Source organism: Kocuria varians (assembly GCF_006539885.1).
GTDB lineage: Bacteria > Actinomycetota > Actinomycetes > Actinomycetales > Micrococcaceae > Kocuria > Kocuria varians.
Genome location: NZ_BJNW01000013.1, coordinates 60,611 through 85,837, shown reverse-complemented (window position 1 = coordinate 85,837; position 25,227 = coordinate 60,611). Strand labels below are relative to the sequence as shown.

Annotated in this window: 24 protein-coding genes and 2 pseudogenes; 11 read left to right on the top strand and 15 right to left on the bottom strand. The window is 69.4% G+C overall.

Annotation, left to right across the window (positions count from 1 at the left end; all coding sequences use genetic code 11):
- Nucleotides 1-47 precede the first annotated feature (47 nt).
- Entirely contained in the window at nt 48-2,588 is a 2,541-nt protein-coding gene (locus KVA01_RS08365; protein ID WP_141269736.1) for a type ISP restriction/modification enzyme, read from the top strand.
- Between the two features lie 105 nt (nt 2,589-2,693).
- Complete coding sequence (locus KVA01_RS08360; protein ID WP_141269734.1) at nt 2,694-3,101, top strand: hypothetical protein; 408 nt, start codon at nt 2,694-2,696, stop codon at nt 3,099-3,101.
- 187 nt (nt 3,102-3,288) lie between these two features.
- On the opposite strand, the gene KVA01_RS08355 is transcribed toward KVA01_RS08360, so the two are convergent.
- The gene (locus tag KVA01_RS08355) at nt 3,289-4,074 is read right to left on the bottom strand and encodes an IclR family transcriptional regulator (protein ID WP_141269732.1); all 786 of its coding nucleotides are present in this window, start codon (nt 4,072-4,074) and stop codon (nt 3,289-3,291) included.
- Between the two features lie 234 nt (nt 4,075-4,308).
- On the opposite strand from KVA01_RS08355, the gene hutG reads away from it, so the two are divergent.
- Complete coding sequence (gene hutG / locus KVA01_RS08350; RefSeq protein ID WP_141269730.1) at nt 4,309-5,421, top strand: formimidoylglutamase; 1,113 nt, start codon at nt 4,309-4,311, stop codon at nt 5,419-5,421.
- Nucleotides 5,414-6,868, top strand: coding sequence for an amino acid permease (locus tag KVA01_RS08345; RefSeq protein ID WP_141269728.1), 1,455 nt, complete (start codon nt 5,414-5,416; stop codon nt 6,866-6,868). The genes hutG and KVA01_RS08345 overlap by 8 nt, the downstream gene beginning before the upstream one ends.
- 240 nt (nt 6,869-7,108) lie before the next feature.
- Here the strand turns inward: KVA01_RS08345 and KVA01_RS08340 are convergent, their stop codons facing one another.
- A complete protein-coding gene (locus KVA01_RS08340; protein WP_233438813.1) occupies nt 7,109-7,903 on the bottom strand; it encodes a TetR/AcrR family transcriptional regulator in 795 nt (264 codons plus the stop codon).
- A gap of 92 nt (nt 7,904-7,995) precedes the next feature.
- On the opposite strand from KVA01_RS08340, the gene KVA01_RS08335 reads away from it, so the two are divergent.
- Nucleotides 7,996-9,753, top strand: coding sequence for an oleate hydratase (locus KVA01_RS08335; RefSeq protein WP_141269726.1), 1,758 nt, complete (start codon nt 7,996-7,998; stop codon nt 9,751-9,753).
- 253 nt (nt 9,754-10,006) lie between these two features.
- On the opposite strand, the gene KVA01_RS08330 is transcribed toward KVA01_RS08335, so the two are convergent.
- A complete protein-coding gene (locus tag KVA01_RS08330; RefSeq protein WP_068470289.1) occupies nt 10,007-10,429 on the bottom strand; it encodes a MarR family winged helix-turn-helix transcriptional regulator in 423 nt (140 codons plus the stop codon).
- Between the two features lie 162 nt (nt 10,430-10,591).
- Between KVA01_RS08330 and KVA01_RS08325 the strand changes: the two genes are divergently transcribed.
- Nucleotides 10,592-11,908: an SLC5/6 family protein gene (locus KVA01_RS08325; RefSeq protein WP_371858575.1), complete on the top strand. Its 1,317-nt coding sequence runs from the start codon at nt 10,592-10,594 to the stop codon at nt 11,906-11,908.
- Between the two features lie 160 nt (nt 11,909-12,068).
- Here the strand turns inward: KVA01_RS08325 and KVA01_RS08320 are convergent, their stop codons facing one another.
- Nucleotides 12,069-13,184, bottom strand: coding sequence for a dioxygenase family protein (locus tag KVA01_RS08320; RefSeq protein ID WP_141269724.1), 1,116 nt, complete (start codon nt 13,182-13,184; stop codon nt 12,069-12,071).
- 119 nt (nt 13,185-13,303) lie between these two features.
- Between KVA01_RS08320 and KVA01_RS08315 the strand changes: the two genes are divergently transcribed.
- Entirely contained in the window at nt 13,304-13,729 is a 426-nt protein-coding gene (locus tag KVA01_RS08315; protein WP_141269722.1) for an SDR family oxidoreductase, read from the top strand.
- Nucleotides 13,730-13,774: 45 nt separating this feature from the next.
- The gene (locus KVA01_RS12960) at nt 13,775-14,080 is read left to right on the top strand and encodes a hypothetical protein (RefSeq protein ID WP_233438812.1); all 306 of its coding nucleotides are present in this window, start codon (nt 13,775-13,777) and stop codon (nt 14,078-14,080) included.
- Between the two features lie 30 nt (nt 14,081-14,110).
- Here KVA01_RS12960 and KVA01_RS08305 read toward each other — a convergent pair whose 3' ends face one another.
- The 3 genes from KVA01_RS08305 to KVA01_RS08295 all read right to left on the bottom strand — a co-directional run bounded on the left by KVA01_RS08305 (nt 14,111) and on the right by KVA01_RS08295 (nt 15,718).
- On the bottom strand, nt 14,111-14,368 hold the full coding sequence (locus KVA01_RS08305) for a type II toxin-antitoxin system RelE family toxin (RefSeq protein ID WP_233438811.1): 258 nt from the start codon (nt 14,366-14,368) through the stop codon (nt 14,111-14,113).
- Nucleotides 14,361-14,621: a type II toxin-antitoxin system RelB family antitoxin gene (gene relB / locus KVA01_RS13275; protein ID WP_443093543.1), complete on the bottom strand. Its 261-nt coding sequence runs from the start codon at nt 14,619-14,621 to the stop codon at nt 14,361-14,363. The genes KVA01_RS08305 and relB overlap by 8 nt, the downstream gene beginning before the upstream one ends.
- A 65-nt stretch (nt 14,622-14,686) precedes the next feature.
- Nucleotides 14,687-15,718: a LacI family DNA-binding transcriptional regulator gene (locus tag KVA01_RS08295; protein WP_170221142.1), complete on the bottom strand. Its 1,032-nt coding sequence runs from the start codon at nt 15,716-15,718 to the stop codon at nt 14,687-14,689.
- 160 nt (nt 15,719-15,878) lie between these two features.
- Between KVA01_RS08295 and KVA01_RS08290 the strand changes: the two genes are divergently transcribed.
- Complete coding sequence (locus tag KVA01_RS08290; protein WP_218023603.1) at nt 15,879-16,802, top strand: EthD family reductase; 924 nt, start codon at nt 15,879-15,881, stop codon at nt 16,800-16,802.
- A gap of 128 nt (nt 16,803-16,930) precedes the next feature.
- On the opposite strand, the gene KVA01_RS08285 is transcribed toward KVA01_RS08290, so the two are convergent.
- From KVA01_RS08285 to KVA01_RS12625, 4 genes and pseudogenes are all read right to left on the bottom strand, one after another.
- Nucleotides 16,931-17,362, bottom strand: coding sequence for a helix-turn-helix domain-containing protein (locus KVA01_RS08285; RefSeq protein ID WP_141269716.1), 432 nt, complete (start codon nt 17,360-17,362; stop codon nt 16,931-16,933).
- Nucleotides 17,363-17,444: 82 nt separating this feature from the next.
- A pseudogene (locus KVA01_RS08280) lies at nt 17,445-18,388 on the bottom strand (AMP-binding protein); the annotation flags it as partial.
- Between the two features lie 139 nt (nt 18,389-18,527).
- Nucleotides 18,528-18,812: pseudogene (locus KVA01_RS13125) on the bottom strand (rhodanese-like domain-containing protein); the annotation flags it as partial.
- A 243-nt stretch (nt 18,813-19,055) separates the two neighbouring features.
- Nucleotides 19,056-19,208, bottom strand: coding sequence for a hypothetical protein (locus tag KVA01_RS12625; RefSeq protein WP_156481220.1), 153 nt, complete (start codon nt 19,206-19,208; stop codon nt 19,056-19,058).
- 285 nt (nt 19,209-19,493) lie between these two features.
- Between KVA01_RS12625 and KVA01_RS08270 the strand changes: the two genes are divergently transcribed.
- Complete coding sequence (locus KVA01_RS08270) at nt 19,494-19,916, top strand: organic hydroperoxide resistance protein (RefSeq protein ID WP_055082468.1); 423 nt, start codon at nt 19,494-19,496, stop codon at nt 19,914-19,916.
- 159 nt (nt 19,917-20,075) lie between these two features.
- On the opposite strand, the gene KVA01_RS08265 is transcribed toward KVA01_RS08270, so the two are convergent.
- On the bottom strand, nt 20,076-20,993 hold the full coding sequence (locus tag KVA01_RS08265; protein ID WP_141269714.1) for a sulfite exporter TauE/SafE family protein: 918 nt from the start codon (nt 20,991-20,993) through the stop codon (nt 20,076-20,078).
- 220 nt (nt 20,994-21,213) lie between these two features.
- On the opposite strand from KVA01_RS08265, the gene KVA01_RS12620 reads away from it, so the two are divergent.
- Nucleotides 21,214-21,381, top strand: a complete 168-nt coding sequence (locus KVA01_RS12620; protein WP_170221141.1) for a hypothetical protein — start codon at nt 21,214-21,216, stop codon at nt 21,379-21,381.
- A 73-nt stretch (nt 21,382-21,454) separates the two neighbouring features.
- Here KVA01_RS12620 and KVA01_RS08260 read toward each other — a convergent pair whose 3' ends face one another.
- From KVA01_RS08260 to KVA01_RS08250, 3 genes are all read right to left on the bottom strand, one after another.
- The gene (locus KVA01_RS08260) at nt 21,455-21,766 is read right to left on the bottom strand and encodes a CDGSH iron-sulfur domain-containing protein (RefSeq protein WP_307723023.1); all 312 of its coding nucleotides are present in this window, start codon (nt 21,764-21,766) and stop codon (nt 21,455-21,457) included.
- Complete coding sequence (locus KVA01_RS08255) at nt 21,763-22,860, bottom strand: iron-containing redox enzyme family protein (protein ID WP_141269712.1); 1,098 nt, start codon at nt 22,858-22,860, stop codon at nt 21,763-21,765. Before KVA01_RS08255 ends, KVA01_RS08260 begins: the two co-directional genes overlap by 4 nt.
- A 135-nt stretch (nt 22,861-22,995) precedes the next feature.
- Entirely contained in the window at nt 22,996-25,215 is a 2,220-nt protein-coding gene (locus KVA01_RS08250) for a catalase (protein WP_141269710.1), read from the bottom strand.
- Nucleotides 25,216-25,227 lie beyond the last annotated feature (12 nt).

Sequence of the window (25,227 nt, the reverse complement as noted above, 5' to 3'; positions counted from 1 at the left end):
TGTTTGCCCTGGTGCTGGCCGTCTCTGAGGGGGTGGAGGTGGGCCGGTTGCCGTTGTCGGAAATCGCGGAGACCCTCACCGGCCAGTACGGGGTGATGGGCCGGTCCCTGTCGCTGGTGGCCCAGCCGATCCGTTCCACCCCGGTGCAGACCGCGGTGGAGACGATCACCCGCACCCTGTCCGCGGTGAACTGGGGGCACATGGCCAGCGGTCGTTCGGACCTGTACCTGCACCTCTATGAGCACTTTCTCGCCGCCTACGACCCGGCGTTGAAGCAAGCCTCGGGGTCCTACTACACGCCGGTGGAGCTGGTGGATGCGATGGTGTCCTGGGCGGATGAGGCGGTGCGTGAGCACCTGGGGCGCCCGCGGGGGTTGCGTGATCCGGTGACCTCGGTGATCGACCCGGCGATGGGCACCGGGACGTACCCCCTGTCGGTGCTGCGGCGGGTCGCTGCGGACGCTGCCGCCGAGTACGGGCCGGGGGCTGCCGCGGAGGCGGTGTCCTCGATGGTGGGCAGGTTGTACGGGATCGAGCTGCAATCCGGCCCGTTCTCGGTCGCGGAGCTGCGCATCTCCCAGGCCGTGAAGGAAGCCGGGGCCAGTGTCCCGGCCTCCGGGTTGCGCATGTTCGTGGGCGACACCTTGGAGGACCCGACGGCCACCGCCGCCGATGAGGGGTTGTCGTGGAACGCGGGTCTGATCGCCCAGCAGCGGGTGGAAGCGAACCGGGTCAAGCGGGACGAGAACATTCAGGTCGTCATCGGCAACCCGCCCTACAAGGACAAGGCCGGGGGCCGGGGCGGGTGGATCGAGACGGGGGTGGACCCGGCCACGGGCCGGGCGCCGCTGGACGAGTTCAGGGCGCCGGGCAACGGGCGCAACGAACGGCATCTGAACAACCTCTACACCTACTTCTGGCGGTGGGCGACATGGAAGGCGTTTGAGTCCACCGCGCACCGTGAGCTGGAAGGCGCGGATCAGGGGGTGGTGTGCTTCGTGACGGCTACCGGGTATCTCACCGGCCCCGGTTTCGCGGGGATGCGCGAGTACCTGCGTCGGCAGTGCTCCGCCGGGTGGATCATCAACGTCACCCCCGAGGGGTTGAACCCGCCCCCAGGTCATGGGGTGTTCGCTATCCAGACCCCGGTGGCCGTGGGCGTGTTCGTCCGCGGCCCACGCACCGACACCGACACCTCGGCGCCGATCTACTACCGGAACGTGACCGGCACGAAGGCCCAGAAGTTCGAGCAGTTCCCGGACATTCACCTGGCAGGGGGCGGGTGGCAGGAAGCCCCCTCCGCGTGGCAGGCACCGTTCACCCCGCAGTCTGGGGCCGCATGGTCCTCGTTCCCCTCGGTGCGTGACCTGTACCCGTGGTACTCCACTGGGCTGTCCACGAACCGGACCTGGGTGTACTCCCCGTCCCCGGACACGTTGCAGTACCGGCTGAACACCGTGGTCGCTGAGACCGACCCGGCGGAGAAGTCCGCGCTGTTCAAAGAGTCCCGGGACGCGAACCTGCGCAAGACCAAGGCACCCCTGCCGCCTTCGCGTCCCCGCACCGGAGAGCCGGACACCTACCAGAACACCAGGGTGCCGTTCGAGACCGAGACGTTCATCCCGCACGCGTCCCTGGTGCGGGTCGGATACCGGTCCTTCGACCGGCAGTGGGTGATCGCGGACTCCCGGCTGATCCACGACTGCCGCCGGCCCCTGTGGGAGGCCCGCATCCCCGGTCAGGTGTACGTCACGGAGCAGCACTCTTTCCACCCGAAGCAAGGCCCGGGCCTGTCGTTTTCTGGGTTGCTGCCGGACATGCACCACTTCAACAACCGCGGCGGGCGGGTGCTACCGATGCTGAACCCGGACGGCACCGCGAACCTTGCCGCCGGGCTGCTCGACACGCTCACGGGCTGCCTTGGGGCCAGGGTCGCTGGCCCTGACGTCACCGCCTACGTCGCCGGTATCACCGGACACCCCGGCTACGTGGAGACCTTCGACGACGAGCTGCGCACCCCCGGTATCCGGGTGCCCCTCACCGCAGACCGAAACCTGTGGGACCGGGCGGTGGAGGTGGGCCGCAAGGTGCTGTGGTGCCACACCTACGGTCTAGCCGGTGACTGGGAGGGGCAAGCCTCTGTCGCGTCCCCGGACCCGGACCTGGAACTGCCCCGCTACGAGCACAGCATGGGATCAGCCCTACCCTCGACGGTGGACTACGACGAAACCACCCACGTCCTGCACCTGGGCGCCGGGGTGTGGAGCCACGTCACCCCGCAGGTGCGCGGGTACACGGTCGGCGGCACCAACGTGATCGACGCGTGGGCCGATAAGCGTTCGGCCACCCCCGGGGGGAACAAGACCTCCCCGCTGGATCACATCGTGGCCGAGACGTGGGAGGCGGAGTGGTCCACAGAGTTCACAGAGCTGCTGTGTACCCTCACCCGGCTTGTGTCCCTAGAAGCCGACCAGGAGGCTCTGCTGGCCGCGGTGCTCGACGGGCCGCTGCTGTCCCGGGACGAGCTGGGCGAGGCCGGCGTGGTGTGGCCCCCGGCGAACAAGTCCGTGGCCCCGCCCAAGGCATGAGAAACGCCCCGGCCCACCATGGTGGGCCGGGGCGTCTGACCGCATGGGTCGTTTACGATCAGCAACGCCCCTCGTCTCTACCCCCCCCAGATTGGCGGTTCCCCCATGCCTTCACGTTCCTTGCTCGTCCTGCCCGTGCTGTTGCTGGCCCTCGCCGGCTGCAGCACCTCCGACCAGGGGGAGGACACCGCACCGGCGGCAGCCGCCCAGAGCACCGAGACGAACACCGAGCAGAAGCCCAGCCAGTTCCCGGGCTACCCGGTGCTGGTAGAGCTGTCCTCCATCGACTCCCGGGTGGCATCGTCGATGGAGGGCCAAACCGCCGGGGGGAAGGCTGTCGCCCTGGCACCGGGTCTCTACACCGCGTACAACGCCCAGGTCCCGGAGCTGGACCGGTACTACCAGGACCCGGTGCTCTACGGCGACCAGATGATGCACCAGCAGCACTTCCCCCAGGCACCCGGATCGTTCTGGGGCGGTGTCCAGCCCGGCAGCCAGGAACCCAAGGGCTGAACCAGCGCCCCCGCCAGCACGTGGCCTCCCCTCGAAAAACGGGTAGTTTCGTGCGGTGTCAGGGCTGTCGCGCTGATAATGATGTCTTGAATGTAAGAAGGTGTGACGCGGTTGTTCTGGGCCGGGGCTGGCTGTACCGAAAGATAGCCTTTGGCTACGGACGGGAGCCATCAGGGGGGCGTTTCGGTCAGCCCCCAACCCCCGGCACCGCCCCATGCAGCCGCCGCGTCAGCGCCTCCGCCGTCCGCCGCACGTGCCCCACCAGTTCCGCCCGCCGCTCGTCGTCGATCTTGTGCCCCAGGAACGTCAGCGCTACCCCCGCCACGGGTAGCCCCCGGTGGTCGTGCGCCGCCACTGCCACCGAGGCGAAGTTCGGCGTCACATCCCCCTCCTCCACGGCCCAGCCGCGTTCACGGGTCCGCGCGAGTTCCTCGCGCAGCTGCCCCGGCGTCGTAATCGCCGTGCTCTCCCACCGGGACGCGAACGACGCCCTGTCCGGGTACAGCGCCCGCACTTGCGCGGCGGGCAGGCCCGCGAGCATCGACCGCCCACTCGCCGTGAGGTGCGCCGGAATGCGCACCCCCACGTTCGTCACCAGCGACGGCTCGTACGGCGCCCGCTCCTCCACCACGTAGACCACGTCCCGCCCGTGCATCACCGCCAGGTGCGCGTTCTCGCCCACCGCGTCCACGAGTGCGCGCAGCAGCGGCTCACCCAGCCGCGCCATCGGGTCCTGCCTCGTGTACGCCGACGACAGCTCGAACGCCGCAATCCCCAGCCCGTACAGCCGCTCCTCGGGCAGGTGAACCACGAACCCCTGCTCGGTCATCACCGTCAGCAGGTGGTACACGCTGGAGCGCGGCAGCTCCAGCGCCGTCGCGATCGACGACGCCGCCACCGGCCCCTTCCGCGACGCCAGGAACCGCAGGATCCGCAGCGTGCTCTGGGCGGCAGGCACCTTGGGTCCCGGCATGGCATCTCCTCCGTTGAGCAGCGGTGGGCGACGACGCCGCGCGGCCACCGCGCGTGCCCCCGGTCCGGTGTGTCGTACGATCTGCGTGTCTGGAATACCAGACGATATCTGGTGTGTGCCCTCGTCGCCGCGCCCCGTGGTGGGATTGGCTGGGGGCAGCGTAATTCAGATCACACTCGCGGGCGCCCGGCACCGTGCCACGCTGGGGGCAGGCACCGCAGGAAAGGGCGTTCCATGAATCCCACCCGGATCATTCCACCGGACGACTCCGTCTGGAGCGGACGAACGGACGGGGGCACCCCCGAGCACCTGCGCTGGCACCAGAAGGTGCGCCCAGAATCAGGCGACCAGGGCAGCGCCACCGAGGGCCCCGCCGTCGAACTCATCGGCTTCTCCTGCGACGAGGGCGTGCGCCGTAACAAGGGCCGCGTGGGCGCCTCCGAGGGTCCGGACGCCCTGCGCGGTGCACTCGCCCCTCTGGCGATGCATACCAACTTCGGCATCCACGACGCCGGCACCGTGGTGGTCCTGGACCGCAACCTGGAGGACGGCCAGGACACCCTGGGCCATCAGGTCGCACGCCTCCTGGACACCGGCAACCCCGTGATCGTCCTGGGTGGCGGCCACGACACCGCGTGGGGCAGCTACGTGGGCCGCACCCGCAGTGAGCGCCTGCAGGACAAGAGCGTGGGCGTGCTGAACCTGGACGCGCACTTCGACCTGCGCCAGGCGGACGAGCCCTCCTCCGGCACCCCGTTCCTGCAGATGGCTCGCGCGGACCAGGAGGCTGGCCGCAGGTTCGACTACACGGTGCTGGGCATCAGCGAGCCCAACAACACCGGTGTCCTCTTCGAGACGGCGGACGAGCTGGGCGTCGAGTACCTCACGGACGAGCAGTGCTCCCCGCGCCACCTGGACCGCGTGCTGGAAACCGTGGATCGCATGCTGGAGCGGGTGGACGCCGTGCACCTGAGCATCGACCTGGACGTCCTCCCCGCCTCCGTGGCCCCGGGCGTGAGCGCCCCGGCAGGGTACGGCGTCCCGATGGAAACGATTCAGGCGGTGTGCCACCGCGTGGCCCGCAGCGGCAAACTGGTCCTGGTGGACGTGGTGGAGCTGCTGCCCCGCATGGACGTGGACGGTCGCACCGCCCGCGCCGCCGCCCGCCTGATCACCACCCTGGCCCACGACGCGCTGTGCCCGACGACGCCGCTCCCGGCCGCCGCGGGCACGTCCCCGCACGCCGGGGGCGCCGCCGCGACGTCGTCCCGCGCCTCGATCGACGACGAAGCACCCAGTCCAGCCACCGGCACCGCCGGGAACACCACAGGAGAGCGCCATGAGTAGTCCCGCATCCCCGCCGTCAGCACCGCAGCAGGGCGGGGCGGGCCACCCCACGCTCGCCCGCGGCCTGAACATGCGCCACATCCAGTTCATCGCGCTGGGCTCCGCGATCGGCACGGGCCTGTTCTACGGTTCCGCGACCGCCATCCAGAAGGCCGGCCCGTCCGTGATCCTGGCGTACATCCTCGCCGGCGCGGCCGTGTACATGGTGATGCGCGCGCTGGGCGAGATGGCCGTGCGCCACCCCGTGCCCGGCTCGTTCGGCCAGTACGCCGCCCGCTACCTGGGCCCCTTCGCGGGCTTCGTGACCGGCTGGACGTTCGTGTTCGAGATGATCGTGGTCGCCATCGCGGACGTCACCGCGTTCGGCGTGTACATGGGCTTCTGGTTCCCGGACACGCCCCGCTGGATCTGGGTGACCGCGGTGATCCTGTTCATCGCCGCGATCAACACCCGCAACGTGAAGATCTTCGGCGAGCTGGAGTTCTGGCTGACCATCGTCAAGGTGGGTGCCATCCTCGCGATGATCGCCGGTGGCATCGTGCTGATGGTCATCGGCGTCTCCTTCGCCCCGGGTGAGACCGTGGGGCTGCAGAACCTCGTGGACCACGGCGGTTTCATGCCCAACGGCGTGGGTGGTCTGATGGCGGCACTCGCCGTCGTCGTCTTCGCGTTCGGCGGCATCGAGACCATCGGCATCACCGCCGGTGAGGCCGGGGACCCGGCCCGCTCCATCCCCAAGGCCGTCAACGCCGTGCCCGCCCGCATCCTGCTGTTCTACGTGGGCACCATGGTGGTCATCATGTCCCTGGTCCCGTGGGACACCATCACCGGGGACGCCAGCCCGTTCGTGCAGATCTTCTCCGCGCTGGGCATCCCGGCGGCGCCCACCATCCTGAACATCGTGGTGATCGTGGCCGCGATCTCCGCGATCAACGCGGACACCTTCGGCGCCGGGCGCATGCTCTTCGGCCTCGCCGAGCAGGGCCAGGCCCCCAAGGCGTTCACCAAGGTGTCGAAGGCCGGCGTCCCGTGGCTGACCGTGGTGGTCATGGCCGTGGCCCTGGGCATTGGCGCGGTGCTCAACGTGGTCATCCCGGAGGACGTGTTCCTGGTGATCGCCTCGATCGCCACGTTCGCCACCGTGTGGGTCTGGCTGATGATCCTGCTCTCGCACATCGCGATGCGCCGCGAGATCGAGAAGAAGGGCCGCCCCGAGTCCGAGTTCAAGGTGCCGCTGTGGCCCGTGGCCTCGTGGCTCGCGACCGCCGCGATCCTGTTCGTGGTCGTGCTGCTCGGCTGGTTCGAGGACACCCGCGTGGCCCTGGTGGTGGGCGTGGTCTGGCTCGTGCTGCTGTGGCTCGGCTACGTGCTCTTCGTCAAGGGCAACGGGCGCAACCGCCCGGCGCTGGACGACCACACGGCCCTGATCACGCTGCCGCGCACCTGATCGGTGCGGCCTTCCCGTCGCTCGTCGTGGGCTCGCCACGGACGGGGTGACGGAGACGGGGCGCCGGAGACGGCAGCGCCGGTGACGAAGCGCCGAGACGACAGCGCCGAGACGACAGCGCCGGGAACGACCGCGCCGAGAATGACGGCGCTGGGAATGGGCGCGCCGGGTACGACGACGCCGCACGGCCCGCCGCCACGAACCTCACGTTCGTAGCGGCGGGCCGTTCTCGTGCGCGCGTCAGCTCCGGGCGGTCGCACCGGCCGCGACGAGCGTGACGACCTCGCGCATCCTGCCCAGCACTCCGGCCATGTCCGTGCGGCCCTGCCGTGCCCGGTTCAGTTCGGCGAGTCCGGTGGTCATGATCATGCGGGCGCCCACGTCCAGGCGGGTGGTCTCTGCATCGGACGGCGCCCCGCGACCGCCGCCGAGGATCCCGGCGATGTGGTCCTCGAGCACCTCCACGAGGCCGAGCACGGCCAGGCGGTGGGGCAGCTCGTCCCCGAAGAGGATCTCGCGGGCGATCCACACGGTGGTCTCCGGCCAGTGCACGGCCATGTCGAAGATGGGGGCGAGCGAGTCCATGATCGCGTCCACCACCGCGGTGGGGGAGGCGGGAGTCGTCTCCGGGGTGGCGCGCAGGGCCCCGCGGACATGGTCCGCCCAGATGCTCTCGGTGACCATCATGAGCAGCTCCGCCTTGCTGGTGGCGTACTGGAACACGGTCCCGGCGGCCACGTCCGCGCGCTCGGCCACCTCGCTCATGGACATGTGCGCGTAGCCCTTCTCGCCGATCAGCCCGCGGGCCGCGGCGAGGATGCGCGCGCGCTTCTCGGCCTTCGCGATCTCCCGACGTCCCCGGGGGCGGCCCCCGGCACGGCCCGAGGGGCGATCCCCGGCAGGGCTCGAGGTGCGCTCCGCGGCGTCGCCCGAGGGGCGACCCGCGGGGTTGCCCGAGCCGCGACCAGCGCGGCGGGTGCGTGCCGCGCGGACGGGGGCGGGCGGCGTCGTCGACGTGTCTGAAGTTTTCTCCACGCGATTATTGTATTGCACTCAAAATTGAGTAGGCTCAATTATGAACGCACAGGGCGCCAGACCGGCGTCCCGCGCCACGAAGGAGGAGCGACATGAAGTTCACTGCAGGCAACTACGAGGCCTTCATGCGGCCGCGTCCGGCCGCCCACGCCCAGGACACCCACGCCTGGATCGTGGGCTCGGGACTCGCCGGTCTCTCGGCCGCCGTGTTCCTGGTGCGCGACGCCGGCGTGCCCGGATCGAACGTGACGGTCGTGGAGAAGGGCCACCTGGCCGGCGGTGCCCTGGACGGACTGGACGTGCCCGAGAAGGGCTTCGTGATCCGCGGCGGCCGCGAGCTCGAGAACCACATGGAGTGCCTGTGGGACATGATGCGCACGGTGCCGTCCCTGGAGATCGAGGGCGCGTCCGTGCTGGACGAGTTCGCGTGGCTGAACCTGGACGACCCCAACTACTCGCTGCGCCGCGCCACCGTGAAGCGGGGCGAGGACGCCGGGCACGACGGCAAGTTCGACCTCCCGCAGCGCGCCCAGAAGGATCTGCTGCACGTCTTCCTGGCCACGCGTGAGGAGATGGAGGGCAAGCGCATCCAGGACGTGATGAGCAAGGAGTTCCTGGCGTCCCCGTTCTGGATGTACTGGCGCACCATGTTCGCGTTCGAGGAGTGGCACTCGGCGCTGGAGTTCAAGCTCTACCTGCACCGCTTCGTCCACCACATCGGCGGGCTGCCGGACTTCTCCGCGCTGAAGTTCACCAAGTACAACCAGTACGAGTCCTTCGTGCTGCCGCTGATCAAGTACCTCACCGAGCAGGGCGTGACGTTCCAGTACGACACGGACGTCACGGACATCGACTTCGAGCACCGCAACGGCGAGGTCCGCGCGTCCGCGATCCACTGGGTGCGCGAGGGCACCGAGGAGACCAAGGAGCTCGGCGAGCGGGACCTGGTCTTCACCACCATCGGCTCCCTGGTGGACAACTCGGACGACGGCGACCACGCCACCGCCGCGAAGCTCGACCGCGGCCCCGCCCCGGCGTGGGACCTGTGGAAGCGCATTGCCGCGAAGGACCCCGCGTTCGGACGGCCCGAGGTCTTCTGCTCCTCGATCGACGAGACCAAGTGGGAGTCCGCCACGGTCACCACGCTGGACGAGCGGATCCCCGAGTACATCCGCAAGATCGCGCAGCGGGATCCGTTCAGCGGCCGCGTGGTCACCGGCGGCATCGTCACCGCGGAGGACTCCTCGTGGCTGCTGAGCTGGACGGTCAACCGCCAGCCGCACTTCAAGAAGCAGCCCAAGGACCAGATCGTGGTGTGGGTCTACTCCCTGTTCGTGGACACCCCCGGCGACTTCGTGAAGAAGTCCATGTCCGAGTGCACGGGCGAGGAGATCACGCAGGAGTGGCTCTACCACCTGGGCGTCCCCGTGGAGGAGATCCCGGAGCTCGCGGCCACCGGTGCCAAGACCGTGCCCGTGATGATGCCGTACGTGACGAGCTTCTTCATGCCCCGCAAGGCCGGCGACCGCCCGCAGGTGGTGCCGGAGGGTGCGCAGAACTTCGCGTTCCTGGGCCAGTTCGCGGAGACCGGGCGCGACTGCATCTTCACCACCGAGTACTCGGTGCGCACCGCCATGGAGGCGGTCTACCAGCTCATGGGTGTGGAGCGCGGCGTTCCCGAGACGTGGGGCAGCACGTACGACGTGCGCGTCCTGCTCGACGCCCTGACCCGGCTGCGCGACGGCGAGAAGGTCAAGGTCCCCGGACCCGAGCCGATCCGCCGCCGGCTGCGCAAGCGCCTCGAACAGGGCGAGGTCGGGGAGCTGCTCGAGGAGTACGGCGTGCTCTGAGCCGCCGGCCCTGAGCCGCTGATCCTGATCGGTCTGTCCTGGATGGCACGGTCGGCTGCTCACCGTGGCGCCGGTGAGCAGCGGCCCGCGGGCACAGTCAGCCGCGGGCACAGTCGCCGGCAGCTGGTAGCTGACGACGCCGCCTGGAGCGGGGCGGTCCTGACGGGCCGCCCCGCTTCGCCGTGCCCAAGATGCTTGGGGGCAGTGCCACGGCGCACTCGACGGCGGGGCGTGGTCCGGGGTGGAGAGAGGCTCAGAGCACTCGGCAGAGCTGCTGCGCCAGGCGCTGCAGGGTCATGCGCTCCTCGGTGCTCATGTCCAGGGAGTCCAGGAGACCCGTGTGGATGTGCGCGGCCTCCTTCTCCAGCCCCCGGCTCTTGGGGGTCAGGGAGATCACTACGGAGCGCTCGTCCGTGGCCGAGCGGGCACGGGAGACGAATCCGCCGTTCTCCATGCGCCGCAGCAGGGGCGAGAGGGTGCCGCTGTCCAGCATGAGGGCCTCGCCCAGCTGGTTGACCGTGCGGTGGTCCGTCTCCCACAGGGCCAGCAGCACCAGGTACTGGGGGTAGGTCAGGCCCAGCTGCTTCAGGGGTTCCCGATACGCACTCGTCACCTTGCGGGAGGCGGAGTACAGCGCGAAGCACAGTTGCGTGTCCAAGCGGAGGTCGGGAGACATGAGCCCATGCTACGGGACGGCGCACCACCCCTCCGGGGGGGATGCCCCGGTGAGGTGGGAAACGGCGTCGTCGTCCTCCCATTGTTGAACAACGGGTGGGTTTCGCGTATATTTATCGCCCGGGTCACACAACGGCCCGTTCCCCGCCCCACGGAGACCACAGTGCCGGAGACCCCCGGAAGCACCGCAGCCATCCCATCCCACGAGCCCCCGGTGAGAGGTGGTCAGCCCGGTGGCGAACCCGCCGCGCACATGGTGGACCGGCGCTTCGAGACCAACTGGGCGATCTCCCTGTTCGGCACCGCGGTGGGTGCGGGCGTGCTGTTCCTGCCCATCAACGCCGGGCTGGGCGGACTGTGGCCGCTGCTGGTGGTGACCGTGCTGATCGGACCCATGACGTACCTTTCCCACAGGGCGCTGTCCCGGTTCGTGTGCGCCTCGCCCGTGCCCAGCGAGGACCTCACCGGAGTGGCCCGCCGCGCCTTCGGTGAGGGGCTGGGCCGGGTGCTCACAGTGGTGTACTTCCTGGCGATCTACCCCATCGTGCTGATCTACGGCGTGGGCATCACCAACACCGTGGACAGCCTCCTGGTCAACCAGTTCCACCTGACCTCCCCGCCGCGCTGGCTGCTCTCCGGGCTGCTCGTGGGGCTGCTCATGCTGGTCATGTTCACCGGCCAGCGCATCATGCTGATGGTCACCCAGTGGCTCGTCTACCCGCTGATCCTGATCCTCCTGGGCGTCACGCTGTTCCTCATCCCCAGCTGGGACCTCAGTGTGTTCCAGGGGGTGCCCGCGCCCGGGGAGTTCCTGATGTCCGTGTGGCTGGTCATCCCAGTGCTCGTCTTCGCGTTCAACCACTCCCCGGCCATCTCCCAGTTCTCGGTGGCCATGAAGCACGAGTACGGCTCCCGTGCGAGCGAGCGCGCCTCGGTGGTGCTCAAGCGCAGCACCCTGCTGCTGGTGGTCTTCACCATGGGTTTCGTGTGGTCCTGCGTGCTTGCCCTGGGCCCCCACGGGCTGCAGGCCGCCAAGGACCAGAACCTGCCCGTGCTCTCCTACCTGGCCAACGAGCACGGCAGCCCGTTCATCGCCTACCTCGGCCCGGCCGTGGCGCTCGCGGCGATCGCCTCTTCGTTCTTCGGCCACTACATGGGTGCGGCGGAGGGTGCCACCGGCATCGTGCGCTCCATGGTGGACCGGGACGGCACGAAGATCAGCGACAAGGCCCTGCGGACGGCCGTGGCCGTGTTCATCTTCGTGACCACGTGGTTCGTGGCGATCGCCAACCCCAGCATCCTCTCGCTCATCGAGTCCCTGGCCGGACCCGTGATCGCCGTGATCCTCTACCTCATGCCCATGTACGCGATCCGCAGGCTCCCCGCGCTGGAGCCGTACCGCGGGAAGATCTCCAACGTGTTCGTCACCGTGGCCGGCATCGTGGCCGTGAGCGGGATCGTCTACGGGCTGCTGCCCTGAGTCCCCGCCCCGGCAGGCTCCCACGCCCGGGCGGCGACGCCTGACCCGCGGACGACGCCGCTCCACCCGGCTCCGCGCCCCGGCGCACGGGTGCCGGGGAGCCGGGTGGAGCGGCGGCGTCGTCCGCGGCGGGACCTGCGGGATCACTCGTTCGACGGAATCACTGGCCCGGGGCGCCGCCGGGACCGCCCGCGCCGCCCGGTGCTGCGGCGGCCGTGGGCTCGGTGCTCGTGTCGACGGGGACGTCGATCGTCACCGTGTACCCCTTGGCCACGCTGCCCGAGACCTTCGGCATCTGCATGTCCACCCCGTCCGAGAAGACGTTGTCCGTGGCCAGGGTGATCTGGGACATGTTCGTGGCCGAGTCCGGGTAGCGGGAGTCCTTGTAGACCGTGTTGGCCATCTCCTCCGGCAGCGCGATCTGCGAGGTCAGCACCGCGTTGGTGGCGTCCGTGATCGAGCCGATGTCCGGGAAGACCTCGAAGTGGATGTGCGGCCAGCGGCCCGCGTAGCAGCCCGGGACGATCGACGTGAAGGTGACCTTGCCGTCGTCACCCACCACCTGGACGCCGCGCAGGTACGTCTCGTCCTCCACGCCCTCCGAGTACATGGAGTAGTTGCCGTCCGGGTCGCAGTGCCACACGTACACGGCCGCGCCCGTCATGGGGCCGTTGTCCTTGACCATGTCCACGATGTTCATCGTCAGGGTCATGGCTACGCCGTCCACCGCGGCGCCGCCGTCGATGCTCGCGGTGATGTTGCTGCGCTCCACCCCGGAGACGTCCAGCGCGTCTGCACCGTTGGAGCCGTCACCGGGGTAGGGCCCAGCGGTCTCCTGCGGCATCTCCTCGTCGTAGGTCTTGGAGGGCGATGGCGTGGCGCTCGCGGTCTCGGACGCCGATGCCGTCGCGGAGGCGGAGCCGGACGAGCCCGACGTCGTGGTGCCCGTGCACGCCGCCAGTGCGAAGACGCTCGCGCCGGCCCCGAAGATGCCGAGCGCGCGGCGGCGGTCGATCAGCGTTCCGAGGTCGAAAGCGAGGCCCTGGTCCTCGACGTCCTCCTCCGGGCGGTCCAGAGGGCGCCCCTCGAAGGTGGGCTGCTCGTGGGTGGTGCCGGCCTGCTGCCCGGTACCTTGCTGGTCGGAGCGCGCGGAGTCCGCGGGCGACGTCGTGCCCTGCGCTCCCGGGGCGGCGTCCCCTGTGCCGTTGCGCACCCGCGGCGCCTCGGACGCGGCCGGGTAGGCGCGGATGCTGCGGCGGGGGAAAATCGGGGTCATGGAGGGTCTCCTCATCGACAGGTGGTGGTCCTGGTTTCGTGCTGCCCACGACGCTACGAACCGAGGCTTTGTCGGGTGTGGGGCGGTGCTGTGCCGGGGCTGTGAGGGCGTAAGAGACAGTGGCTACGCTGGGGTCCACGAAGATCGCAGTGCTGGGAGCAAGTGGAAACTTCGGGACGAACGTGGCGGACGTCATCGAGCAGAGGGGTCACACAGTGGTACGCGCGAGCCGCAGCACCGGCGTGGACGCGGTGGCGGGCAAGGGGCTGGCCCGGGCGTTCGAGGGTGCTGACGCCGTGGTGGACGCGCTGCACATCAACACGTTCGGGGCGCGGAAGTCCGTCCCGTTCTTCACCGCGGCCGCCGGCAACGTCGCGTCCGCCGCGCACGAGCAGGGCGTGTCCCGGATCGTGTGCCTGTCCATCGCCGGTGCCGCGGATCCCCGCGTGAACGGCGGGTTCGACTACTACAAGGGCAAGGCCGTGCAGGAGAGCATCTACCAGCAGGCCCCGGTGCCCTCCACCACGGTGCGCTCCACCCAGTAGTTCGACGTCGTCCCCGCCACCGTGGGCATGGTCTCCAAGGGGTCCGTGGCTTTGGCGCCCACCATGCTCATGGCGCCGGCCCTGCGCGAGGAGGTCGCGGACTTCGTCGCCGACGTCGTAACCGCACCCGGGCAGGCGCGGCACGAGATCCGCGCGATCCGCGGCCCGGAGGCGGACACCATCGCGAACTTTGCACGCCGCATCCTCGCGGCCGGCGGGGACCTGGGCGGTCAGCGACCCCGCACGGTCAAGGAGGCGCCGTACCTCGGCCGTGGGATCGCGAACGGCGGGCTCATCCCGCAGGACGCGTTCGTCACGAGCACGCGGTTCGAGGAGTGGCTTGCGGGGTAGGGCTGCCGGGAGAGTGCGGCGGGGAGGATCTCACCCGCGGCAGACACTTGATCGGCGCTGGACGTCAATGACGTAAATGGTCACGATCTCATCGTGGATCTCGCAGATGACGCGGTAGTTGCCCACACGGTATCGCCAGAGCCCCGCGAGGTTTCCGGTGACTCCCTTGCCGCCTGCTCGCGGGTCGTCCAGGGAAACCACGTCACGGAGATATGCCGTGATTTGCCTGGCGACCTGTCGGTCGAGTTTTTTCAACGCTCGCAGGGACGTTTCAGAGAACTCAATCACCCAGGTCAAGGATCTTCTCTACCTCGGCAAGGGTGTAGGTGCGTTCCCGCCCAGCTCGGACGTTCTGGGCGATCTCGAGGATCTCGTATTCCTGTACCAGCCGGTTGATGTGGGTCTCTACTGCCTCACGAAGGTAGTAGCGCTTGGAGCGCCCGGTTCGGCCGCCAGCCGCTCGAGCTTCGCCGCCGTCTCGTCGGACAGTTTGACTGATGTCGCAGTGGTCATGATGGTTTTCCTCTCCTGCTGGGAGCAAGAGGACTACTTGTAGTCAACTGTAGATTCGGGGTCGGTCATACCCCGTGTCGGCAGCCGGACGGGTCAGCGGACGAGGGGCGGGCCGCTGCTGGCGCGTTCGTGCAGGCGGGTGGGCAGGACCACGTGGCGGGGGTCTACGCCGTCGACCATCTCCAGCAGGAGGCCGGCGGCCGCGCGTCCCTTCTCGCTGAACGGCTGGGCCACGGTGGTCAGACCCACTTCCGCGGCCCGGGCGACGTCGTCGTAGCCCGTCACGGTCAGGTGGTGCGGGACCTCGATGCTGCGCTCCCGCGCCCAGCGCAGCACCCCGAGCGCGTAGGTGTCCGCGATGCAAGCGCTCGCGGTGACCCGCGGGTGATGTGACCAGAGCGCGGCGGCCGCCCGGGCGCCGTCGTCCTCACTGACCCGCCACCGCTCCTCCACCGTGACGGTGCGGCCGAGGCCCTCCTCCAGTCCGCGGATCCGCCAGCGGGGGATGTCGTAGACGCTGCGGCGGCGCCGTGCCCCGCCGGCCCGGCCGTCGTAGGGCCGGGTGGACAGGCGCGAGGTGATGACGCCCACGTGGCGGTGGCCAAGGTCGCGCAGGTGCTCGCCCACGGCGCGCATTCCGGCGACCTCGTCAAGGCCCACCCATCCCAGGCCGGGGACGGGGCCCGGCTGGTCCACCACCACAGCGGGTGCACCGCGGCGCTCGAGCAGGTCCAGGGTGGCGTTGCGCGAGGGCAGGGAGTGCAGGATCACCCCGTCCACGGCGGCACGGTCCAGTTCCGCCAGCCGGTCCCGGTCCGGGGTGCCCGTGGGCAGCAGGACCAGGTGGTTGCTGCGGGCCATGAGCTCCCGGCCCACCCCGGCGAGGAAGCCCGAGGAGGCGGGGTCGGAGAAGGCGAACTCGAGGTCGTCCGTGAACACCACCCCCACGCCTCCTGTCCGGCGGCGGCGCAGGCTGCGGGCCACGGGGTCCGGTCCCACGTAACCGAGGGAGGTTGCGACGTCGAGGATGCGGTTGCGCACCGCGGGTGAGAGCTTCTCCGGGCGGTTGTAGGCGTTGGAGATGCTCGAGACGGAAACCCCGGCGGCGCGGGCCACCTCCGACATGGTGATCCTGGAACGGTGTATGGCTCCATCCTTTGGTAAATCGTTTGACCACGCCACTTGGCCGGAACGGTGCTGCGGCGTGGATCCGGTGGCCGGGTGCTCAGCAGACTGGGGAACGACAGCGGAAGCACACCGAGTCCCACGAGGAAGGCACCCCCGAATGATCACCATGACCATGTTCCTGAAGAAGGCCCCGGGCATCACCCACGAGGAGTTCGTGCACCACCACGTGACGGTGAACGGCGCGCTGATGCGCTCCATTCCGGAGGGGCGCCAGCACATCCTGCGCTACCTGCAGACCCACCCGGGGGACACGGGCATCTCCTCGGGCACGCCCGCGGACTTCGACGGCACCGCGCAGCTGTGGTTCGACAGCCCCGAGGGGCTCGACGCGGTCATGGGCTCCGAGACGTTCAGGAACGTGGTGGCAGCGGACGAGCCGAACTTCCTGGACCAGCGGGCCACGCTCGTGGTGGTGGGCGAGGCCCACCCGATCATCGGTGACGCGACCACCGAGACGTCCGCCGTGCTGCCCGTGGGACCCCGGGAGGACCGGTTCGGGACCCTGCCCCGCGGGTGCAACCACGTGGGGCTGACCGTCCCCGACATCGACTCCGCCACGGATTTCCTGCGCGCGGCCTTCGACGCGAAGCTCGCCTACGACGGCCTGGGACCCGGCGATCCGCCGCGCGAGGGCGAGGAGACCGAGCAGCAGCTGGGGCTGCCGTCCGGGGCCGCGATCACCCGGCAGCGCATGGTGCAGATCGGGACGGGCCCGAGCATCGAGATGTTCCAGGTCGAGGGGGCCCAGCAGCAGGCCCCCGCGAAGCTCAGCGACCTGGGGCTGAACCACCTCTCGGTGTTCGTGGACGACGTCGACGACGCCCTGCGCCGGGCTGTCGCGGCGGGCGGCGAAGCCCTCTCGGAGCCCCACCCGAACTCCCCGCACGAGGACACGGAGGGCAACGCGAGCGTCTACGTGCGCGCGCCGTGGGGAACGCTCTTCGAGCTGCAGGCCATCCCGGGCGGGCACTGGTACGACGACACCGCTGAGATCCAGGTCTGGACGCCGCCGGCCCGCTGAGGGCCCCGTGCGTCGCACTCCGGGGCCGGGTCAGCCGCAGTCGATCCCCAGAAGCGGCGCAGCGCCTCTGCGCCCTCGCAGGCCACGGGCATTTCGGGAAGGTGCCCACCGCTTATGGGCGGGCGTCGTCAGTCTGCGAAGAACTCGAAGTCGTTGCCGGCATCCAGCTCCCGCAGCTTCTGGAAGGCCGTGCGCCGCTGTGCTTCGCGCTCCTCGCGCAAGCGGAGCACGTCAGTGCGGCGGAACCGGGCATGGGATCCGACCTTGAAGGAGTCGATCATGCCCTCGCGAGCCCACCGCAGGAGCGTGGGGCGCGAGACGCCCAGGAGATCGGCGGCCACGGTGCTCGTCAGCTCCTCGGGCGTCTGGGCGATGTTCACCGAGCCGTGTTCCGCGATGGCGGACAGCGCGCGGAGAAGTGTTCTCTGAACCTCCGCCGGGAGGGCTACATCGTGGCCTGCGGCATCACGAAGAACCAGGCTCGTGCCGTGCTGTGCCGGGGCTTGCGCCTCCCGCACGGTCTGTGCCGAGATGTTGATCCGTTCGACGGTGGTCGTCATGGCGTGCTCCTGGAGGGCAGTGGTCACTGTTCGTGCAGTTAGACCTAACGCATTTCCACTTATAAACGAACGACTGGTGCTCTCACCGCTCCAGGTCCAGGAGCTTCAGCGCTTCCTCGCGCATCTCCACCTTGCGGACCTGGCCGGTCACGGTCATGGGGAACTCGTCCACCACGTGCACGTAGCGGGGGATCTTGTGGCGGGAGATCTTCCCGTCCGCGAACTCCAGGATGGCTTCGGCGGTGAGGGCGGGAGCGCCGTCGCGCAGCCGCAGCCAGGCCATGAGCTCCTCGCCGTACTTCTCGCTGGGCACGCCGATCACCTGGGCGTCCACGATGTCCGGGTGGGTGCAGAGGAACTCCTCCACCTCGCGCGGGTAGATGTTCTCGCCGCTGCGGATCACCATGTCCTCGATGCGCCCGGTGATCTGCGCGTAGCCGTCCTGGTCCATCACGTCGATGTCCCCGGTGTGCAACCAGCCGTCGGAATCGATGGTCTCGCGGGTCTTCTCCTCCTGACCCCAGCAGCCCTCCTGACCGAGTAGCCGCGGGTGTGGAACTCCCCGACCGTGCCGCGCGGCACGGTCTCACCCACGGAGGGATCCACGATCTTGACCTCCACGGGCGGGTGCACCCGGCCCACGGTCTCCACGCAGCGGTCCAACGAATCGTCCGCGCGCGTCTGGAAGCTCACCGGCGAGGTCTCCGTCATGCCGTAGCAGATCGCGACCTCGCTCATGTGCATCTTGTCGATCACCTTGCGCATGACCTCCATGGGGCACGGGGAACCAGCCATCACGTCGCTGCGCAACGAGGACAGGTCGTAGTCCCCGAAGTCCGGCAGCTCGAGCTCGGCGATGAACATGGTGGGCACCCCGTACACACTTGTGGCCTTCTCCTGGGAGACGGCGCGCAGCGCGGCCCGCGGGTCGAACCCCGGCCCCGACAGGATGATCGCGCTGCCGTGGGACGTGGCCGCGAGGTTTCCGATCACCATCCCGAAGCAGTGGTACAGCAGCGGCGCCGGAGAACCATGTGGCACGTGGCGCCACGGTGCTCGTCAGTATCCCTGCGAGTACCAGGGACCCGGCGGTCAGTCGGACCTGGCGTTCCAGATCCCAGCGTTCGCGGCCGGTGCGTACCGTGCGTCCGGCGTCGCGCCATGCGTCGATCCCGCCGGTCAGGACGGTTGCGCTCGTCATACCCGCCGAGGCCAACAGCTCCGCGGCGCGCGTTGAGCGAGCTCCGGAGCGGCAGATCACCACGGTGTCGCGGGGTAGTAGCTGCCCGATCTGCCGTGTGTGCTTCTCGATGAGAGCCAGGGGAGCGTTGACGGAGCCCGGAATGTGACTGATGCCGAACTCCATGGGGGTCCTGACGTCCAGGAACACCGGTGCACCCTCATGGGGGTCCTGGAGTTCGGAGGCGGAAACGGTGGCGGGTGAGGACATGGTGTTCTCCTTCTGGAGTGGTTGTCGGACGGGACGGTGCCCGGCTCGGGTGCGAGGTGTCACAGGGTCAGCCCAGGAGCCGGGGCACGCTTTGCAGGGCGGTGTAACACCCCGTGAGCACCAGCAGACCGGCGAAGCCCAACGACAGCAGGCGCGTGTTGATCTGGTGGCCCACGCGGGACGGTTCTCGGGGTCGTCGTGGTTCGAGGACGGGCGGGACCAGGCCCGAAATCGCACCCGAGATCACGACCACCAGGGAACCCACCGTTGCGTGGGTCGGGGGAGTCCCGGGGCGAAGGTGAGCATCGGCACGGTCATGATGGCCCCGCCGCTGCCCAGCGCGCCCATGACGAGCCCCACCAGCAGCCCTGCGATGACGACGATGAGCGCGATCACCCCCGCAGGATGATGACGGTCCTGGGGTGCGTGCCGAAGCGAGCCGTGCTCGCTGCAGCACATGCCCCCGGGGGTAATTTTGGAGCGAGGGAGAACGGTGTGCGGATCACGCGGTGGGGTGCAGGGGAGGGGGATTCCGGGTGGCCCTCACCGGCCCGTCCCGCATGAAAAGTGCACGTCTAGATTGTGGACAATCCAAATACCGCGACCTACCATCGATTGCGGTCGCACCACCCGGCGTTCAGTGCCGGGGCTCACCGGCCACGGAAAGGACGAGGAATCACCATGAACGCTATGTACACCGCGGAAGCGCTTGCCCAGGGCGCGGGCCGCAACGGCAGCGTCGCCACCAAGGACGGGTCGCTGCAGTTCGACCTGGCCGTGCCGAAGGAGATGGGGGGATCCGGGGACGGCGCCAATCCCGAGCAGCTTTTCGCCGCCGGGTACGCGGCCTGCTTCCACTCCGCCCTGCAGATGGTCGCCCGCCAGCAGAAGGTCTCGCTTGGTGATTCCGCCGTGGGGGCCCGCGTGCAGATCGGCGACAACGGGGCAGGCGGGTTCACCCTGGCCGTGCAGTTGGAAGTGATCATCCCCGAACTCGAGCACGACGCGGCCCAGGAACTCGCGGACGCCGCGCACCAGGTCTGCCCCTATTCCAACGCCACGCGCGGCAACATCGAGGTCACCGTGACCGTGGTGGAGGATTGACGAGCGCGTCGCACCGCGCCCGATGAGAGCGCACGGCACGTCCCCGGCGTTCTGCGGCCCACTGAGGCCCTGACGGGGCCGTGCCGTGATGCACGGGCGGGGGCCACGAGCCCCACGGCGCCGAGGGGGATGTCACGTCCCCTCGGCGCGACGTCGCCCTCAGACGCTCTCGGGGACGCGCACCTCGGTGCGCAGGGTCGCGGAGCGGCGGTCGGCGAGTTCGCGGCGCACGACCCAGGCGACCGCGACGATCCACAGCAGGGCGAGCGCGCCGAGGATCGCGTAGTACGCGGCGTCGCCGGGGAGGCGCGCCTGCACGGCGTCCAGGCGCAACAGGGTACGCGTGTTCGTGAAGATGATGAGTCCGCCGGCGCCGACGGCGAGGATGCGCGGGGCGAGCCAACGCACGAGCCACGCGGCGATCGGCGCGGCCACCACACCGCCGATCAGCAGAGCCAGGACCATGCCGAAGTCGACGCCCTGGCTGCCGAGTGCCATCAGGAACCCGATGGAGGCACCCAGACTGACCACGAACTCGGACGTGTCGATGGATCCGATGACCTTGCGCGGGGCGATCTTGCCGGAGGCCAGCAGGGTGGGGGTGCCCACGGGGCCCCACCCACCGCCGCCGATCGCGTCCATGAAGCCCGCGACCGTGGCCAGGGGGATCAGGAAGAATCCGCGCACCTTGCCCGTGAAGTTCGGGCGCCGCCCGCCGAGCCGCAGGAAACGCCACACCACGTAGATGCCCAGCAGCAGCAGGATCACGGACATCACCGGTGCGGCGGCCTCCCCGGAGAGGGTCAGCAGATGGGCGCCCGCGAACGCGGCGATCCCACCGGGGACCGCCATGAACCCCACCACGCGCCAGTCGATGTTGCCGAAGCGCCAGTGCGAGAGCCCGGAGGCCAGGGTGGTGCCCACCTCCGCGAGGTGCACGGTCGCGGAGACCGAGGCGGGGGTCAGGCCCACGGCCAACAGCAGGGTGGAGGAGGTCACGCCGTAGGCCATACCGAGCGAACCGTCCACGAGTTGCGCCCCGAAACCCACCAGGGCCAGCAAGATCAATGTGCGCACGGTGCGACTCCTGTGCAGTCGAAGGGGTGAGATGGCTCAGCCTAGGAACCGGGCGGGCGCTCACCTAAGGAATGTTGCGCCGTGCGTCACAACGTGTAGTGCGATGACATCCGCTTGACATCGGCCGGGGGACGTCTCCCCTTGTCAGCCGTCAGTACGCTGACGAGGATGGGAGGGTCAGCGATTCCGCCGACCGAGACGTCCGAGGAAAGGACAGCACGTGGCAGAGAAGAATCCCGCCAACGCGGGCGAGGAATCCATCAAGATGAGCCCCCAGGAAGAGAGTGCGGCCCTGGGTCGGGAGACCCAGGAGGACGCCGAACCCGCCGACGAGGGCGTCGGTGCCATGACGGACAACAAGGGCGACGAGCCCGCCACCGAGAACTGACCTGAACCACCACGCGATCGGCCCGTGGCATGTGCCACGGGCCGATCGCGTATTCAGGTCTCTGGTGTCCGGCTCAGTCCTCCTCGCCGGGATCCTCGCGGGGGTTGCCGATGTTGTACCGCGGCGGGCGGGTGCGGAAGTTCGCGAGCTTGTGCGAACCGTCGCAGAACGGCGCGATCGAGGACATGTTGCACCGGCACAGGGCGACGACGCGCCGCGGCGGCTTCTGCGGCTCGGCCCCCGGTTCCGGGGCGATCAGCACGTCACCGCGCACCAAGAGCGGTCCGTCCGGGCACGGGGTGATCACCACGGGATCCTCGGCGTCGTGCGCCACCGAGAGGACGGGGCTCCCGTCGTCCGTGGTGCGTGGATCCTGCTCGCTCACAGGGCCACCCGCTCGGCGACCGGGGCCTCGGAACCCACGGTCTGCAGTCCCGGCATGTTCCCGCGCAGGGAGGTCCGCCCGTCTGACCAGCACTCGAGCATGTGATCACCCATGAGCCCGTCCACGTACAGGCACGCGGCCGCGCCGAACAGGATGTCCTCGAGCAGCTCGGGCTCGTCCTGGGCGAGCGCCCCGGCGAGGTCACGCGCGGCGATCTGTTCGTGAACGGCGTCGGCCTCCACGTGCTCGTCGTAGTACCAGGTGACGTCCGCGTCGTAGCCGAGCTTGCGGAACGCCCGACCGTAGTACTTGTTGGGGATCGAGGACGTCATCTCGAACGCCGCGAGGTGACCCGCGATGGCCCCGCGCAACCGGCGGTGCAGTCCGAACAGGCTCATGAGGTTCATGGACGCGAGCGTGGGGGCGGGCACGAGGTCCAGGTAGTGGTCCGGGGTGTCGTCCAGGCCGAAACCTCGCATGGTCTGCGCGAAGATCGTGGCGTGCACGCGCTCGGGACGGCCCCCGCCGTACTCGTCCGACTGGATCTCCACGAGCGCTGCCTTCGCGCGGCCCCGCAACCGGGCGATGCCCCACGAGTGGGGGTCCGCCTCGCGCAGCGTGTAGATGGAGCGGTGGACCAGGAACTCGCTCAGGATCTCCTCCCTCGGGTGCCGGGCGAGCCACGTGGCCAGGGTGGGCTTGGCGTCCCCGCCGGTCATCGCGAACATCGTGTCCACGAGCTGCGCGGAGTCACCGGGCAGGGGATCGGGCAGGGGCACGCGACGGCGCAGCTCGGCCTCGAAACCGGCCTCGAGCACTGTGCGCACGCGCAGCAGCTCGGGATCCCACTCGCGGTCCGCGGTCACGAATTCCGCGGGCCCGTAGTGCAACAGGTAGAGCAGGAACAGGGCCAGCTGCAGGTCCTCGTCCGCGAGGACGTCCTGCGACGCGTTAACCGCGGTGGCCGTTGCTTCGGACAGCGCCGCGTACCCGCTCGCCGGGGTCTCCTCCGGGCCGGTAAGGATCTCCAGGAGGGCCGTGCTCACGGGTCCGCGAGCGGTCGGGGCCACGGTTCGGGTGGGGACGGTCGTCATGATGGTGTTCTCCGCTCGGGAAGGTGGGTGCTCGGCGCGGGTGGGGGGGTGTCTCTGAAGACGGGGATTGCCCGCGGACCGCAGTGGAGCGGTCCGCGGGCAATCGGCGGAAATAGTACGACTACTTCCTATTCATTAGGCCAACATACCCGTGGTCGGGAAACGTTCCCAGACCCGGTGGCTGCCGAGCAGTTCCACCACGGTGCTCAGTACGTCCTTGGCGGAGTCCGCGCTCACGACGCCGGGCGTCTGGGCGATCTGCAGGGCGTCCAGCACGTCCGTGCCGGGGCCGAACGCGGCGATCGCCTTGGCATGGCGCCACATCTCGTTGAGCAGCAGGCTCACGCGGGGGTCGATGTCACCCGGGCTGGGTGCACCGGCCTTCGCGTCCAGGCCACCGGCCACGGGGTTCACAGGAGTGCCGGCGGTGGCGACCACCACGGCGTCGAACTCGATGGACCGTGCCGTGAGCAGGGTGCGGTGCGCCACGATGCCCGGGGCCACCTCACCGCCCTGGGGTGCGATGACGAGCGGGACCATGTCCGCGCCGTCGATCTCGGAGACGAGCGTGGCGAGCTGGTCGGCGTCCGTGTCCGGACCCACGAGAATGCCCACCTGGCGGCCTTCGACGGGCCACGTCTCGCCCACCTGGGTGAGGGCCGGGGAGGCCTGGACGTCCTGGGCGGGAGCCTCGGTGGGCTCCTGCTCGGGCAGCCCCAGCGCCTGGGCCACGGTCTTGCCCAGCGCGGGGTCGATCGCGAACAGGTGGCGCAGCTGACGGGTGCGGATGTTCTCGTCCCAGCACTTGCCGAGCTCGAACGCGTAGGCCTGCGCGGTGTGCTCGCGCTCCACCTCGCTCAGCGAGAGCCAGAACAGGCGTGGCTGGCTGAAGTGGTCCTCGAAGGACTGGGGCCGCACGCGCTCCTTGACGGACGCGGGGACCGGGGCCGGGTAGTCGATGAACGCGTGCTCGTCCTCGGGAGTCTCCGCCGGGTTGCCGCCGTCCAGCGAGTTGGGCCGGTAGGGGGCCACACCCGAGTGCACCGCACTCTGGTGGAAACCGTCACGCAGCATGTCGTTGACCGCCGCGTGCGGGCGGTTGATGGGCAGCTGGTTCCAGTTGGGCCCGCCCAGGCGGGTGATCTGGGTGTCCAGGTAGGAGAACAGACGCCCCTGCAGCAAGGGGTCGTTGGTCACGTCGATGCCCGGGACCAGGTTGTTGGGGTTGAACGCCACCTGCTCCGTCTCCGCGAAGTAGTTGGAGGGGTTGCGGTCCAGGGTCATCAGACCCACGGGCTCCACGGGGACGAGTTCCTCCGGGACGATCTTGGTGGGGTCCAGCAAGTCGATGCCCTGGAACATTTGGTCCTCGGTGTCCTCGAACACCTGGACGCCCAGTTCCCACTGCGGGTACGCGCCGGCCTCGATGGCGTCCGCGAGGTCCCGGCGGTGGAAGTCCGGGTCCGCACCGTTGATCAGCTGGGCCTCTTCCCACGCCACGGAGTGCACGCCCAGGCGCGGCTTCCAGTGGAACTTGACCAGCACGGTGGAGCCGTCCTCGGCCACCAGACGGAACGTGTGGACGCCGAAGCCCTCCATCATGCGGAACGAGCGCGGGATGCCGCGGTCGGACATGTTCCAGATGGTGTGGTGTTGGGCCTCGGTGTGCAGGGACACGAAGTCCCAGAACGTGTCGTGGGCGGACTGGGCCTGGGGGATCTCGCGATCCGGGTGGGGCTTACCGGCGTGGATGACGTCCGGGAACTTGATGGCGTCCTGGATGAAGAACACCGGCATGTTGTTGCCCACGAGGTCCCAGGTGCCCTCGTCCGTGTAGAACTTGGTGGCGAAACCGCGGGTGTCACGGGCCAGATCGCCCGAACCGCGGGAGCCCAGCACGGTGGAGAACCGCACGAACACCGAGGTTTCCTTGTCCTTGGCAAACAGGCCCGCGCGGCTGAGCTTGGTGGCCGAGCCGTAGCCGCGGAACGTGCCGTGGGCACCCGCGCCGCGGGCGTGCACCACGCGCTCCGGGATGCGCTCGTGGTCGAAGTGGGAGATCTTCTCCCGGAAGTGGTGGTCCTGCAGCAGCACGGGACCGCGGGCCCCGGCCTTGAGGGACTGGTCGGAGTTCGTTAGGCGCACGCCGTGCGCGGTGGTGAGGTACTCACCCTGCTGGGCCATCGCGGACATCGGGGCATCGGTGGGCGCACCCGTGGGCGTGACCCGCTCGGGGGCACCCTGATCGGGCTTGGGCGGAAGCGGCTGACGGGGAGCGGTGGGCTCCTCGATGGTCGGCTCACCGGTCCCGGGAACTCCCGGGATCTGGGGGGCGTTGTTATCGCGTGCGGACATGACGATCCTTCT

Bases quoted from the DNA above. Each gene is read 5' to 3' on its own strand.
- KVA01_RS08295 (WP_170221142.1), bottom strand. From the start codon at position 15,718: ATGTCGGAGGTGGCCCGCGCCGCCGGGGTTTCCGTCTCGAGCATCTCC.
- KVA01_RS08290 (WP_218023603.1), top strand. From the start codon at position 15,879: ATGATCACCATGACCATGTTCCTGAAGAAGGCCCCGGGCATCACCCAC.
- KVA01_RS08330 (WP_068470289.1), bottom strand. From the start codon at position 10,429: ATGTCTCCCGACCTCCGCTTGGACACGCAACTGTGCTTCGCGCTGTAC.
- hutG (WP_141269730.1), top strand. From the start codon at position 4,309: ATGAATCCCACCCGGATCATTCCACCGGACGACTCCGTCTGGAGCGGA.
- KVA01_RS08360 (WP_141269734.1), top strand. From the start codon at position 2,694: ATGCCTTCACGTTCCTTGCTCGTCCTGCCCGTGCTGTTGCTGGCCCTC.
- KVA01_RS08335 (WP_141269726.1), top strand. From the start codon at position 7,996: ATGAAGTTCACTGCAGGCAACTACGAGGCCTTCATGCGGCCGCGTCCG.
- KVA01_RS08255 (WP_141269712.1), bottom strand. From the start codon at position 22,860: ATGACGACCGTCCCCACCCGAACCGTGGCCCCGACCGCTCGCGGACCC.
- KVA01_RS08345 (WP_141269728.1), top strand. From the start codon at position 5,414: ATGAGTAGTCCCGCATCCCCGCCGTCAGCACCGCAGCAGGGCGGGGCG.
- KVA01_RS08320 (WP_141269724.1), bottom strand. From the start codon at position 13,184: ATGACCCCGATTTTCCCCCGCCGCAGCATCCGCGCCTACCCGGCCGCG.
- KVA01_RS08355 (WP_141269732.1), bottom strand. From the start codon at position 4,074: ATGCCGGGACCCAAGGTGCCTGCCGCCCAGAGCACGCTGCGGATCCTG.
- KVA01_RS08285 (WP_141269716.1), bottom strand. From the start codon at position 17,362: ATGACGACCACCGTCGAACGGATCAACATCTCGGCACAGACCGTGCGG.
- KVA01_RS08250 (WP_141269710.1), bottom strand. From the start codon at position 25,215: ATGTCCGCACGCGATAACAACGCCCCCCAGATCCCGGGAGTTCCCGGG.
- KVA01_RS08270 (WP_055082468.1), top strand. From the start codon at position 19,494: ATGAACGCTATGTACACCGCGGAAGCGCTTGCCCAGGGCGCGGGCCGC.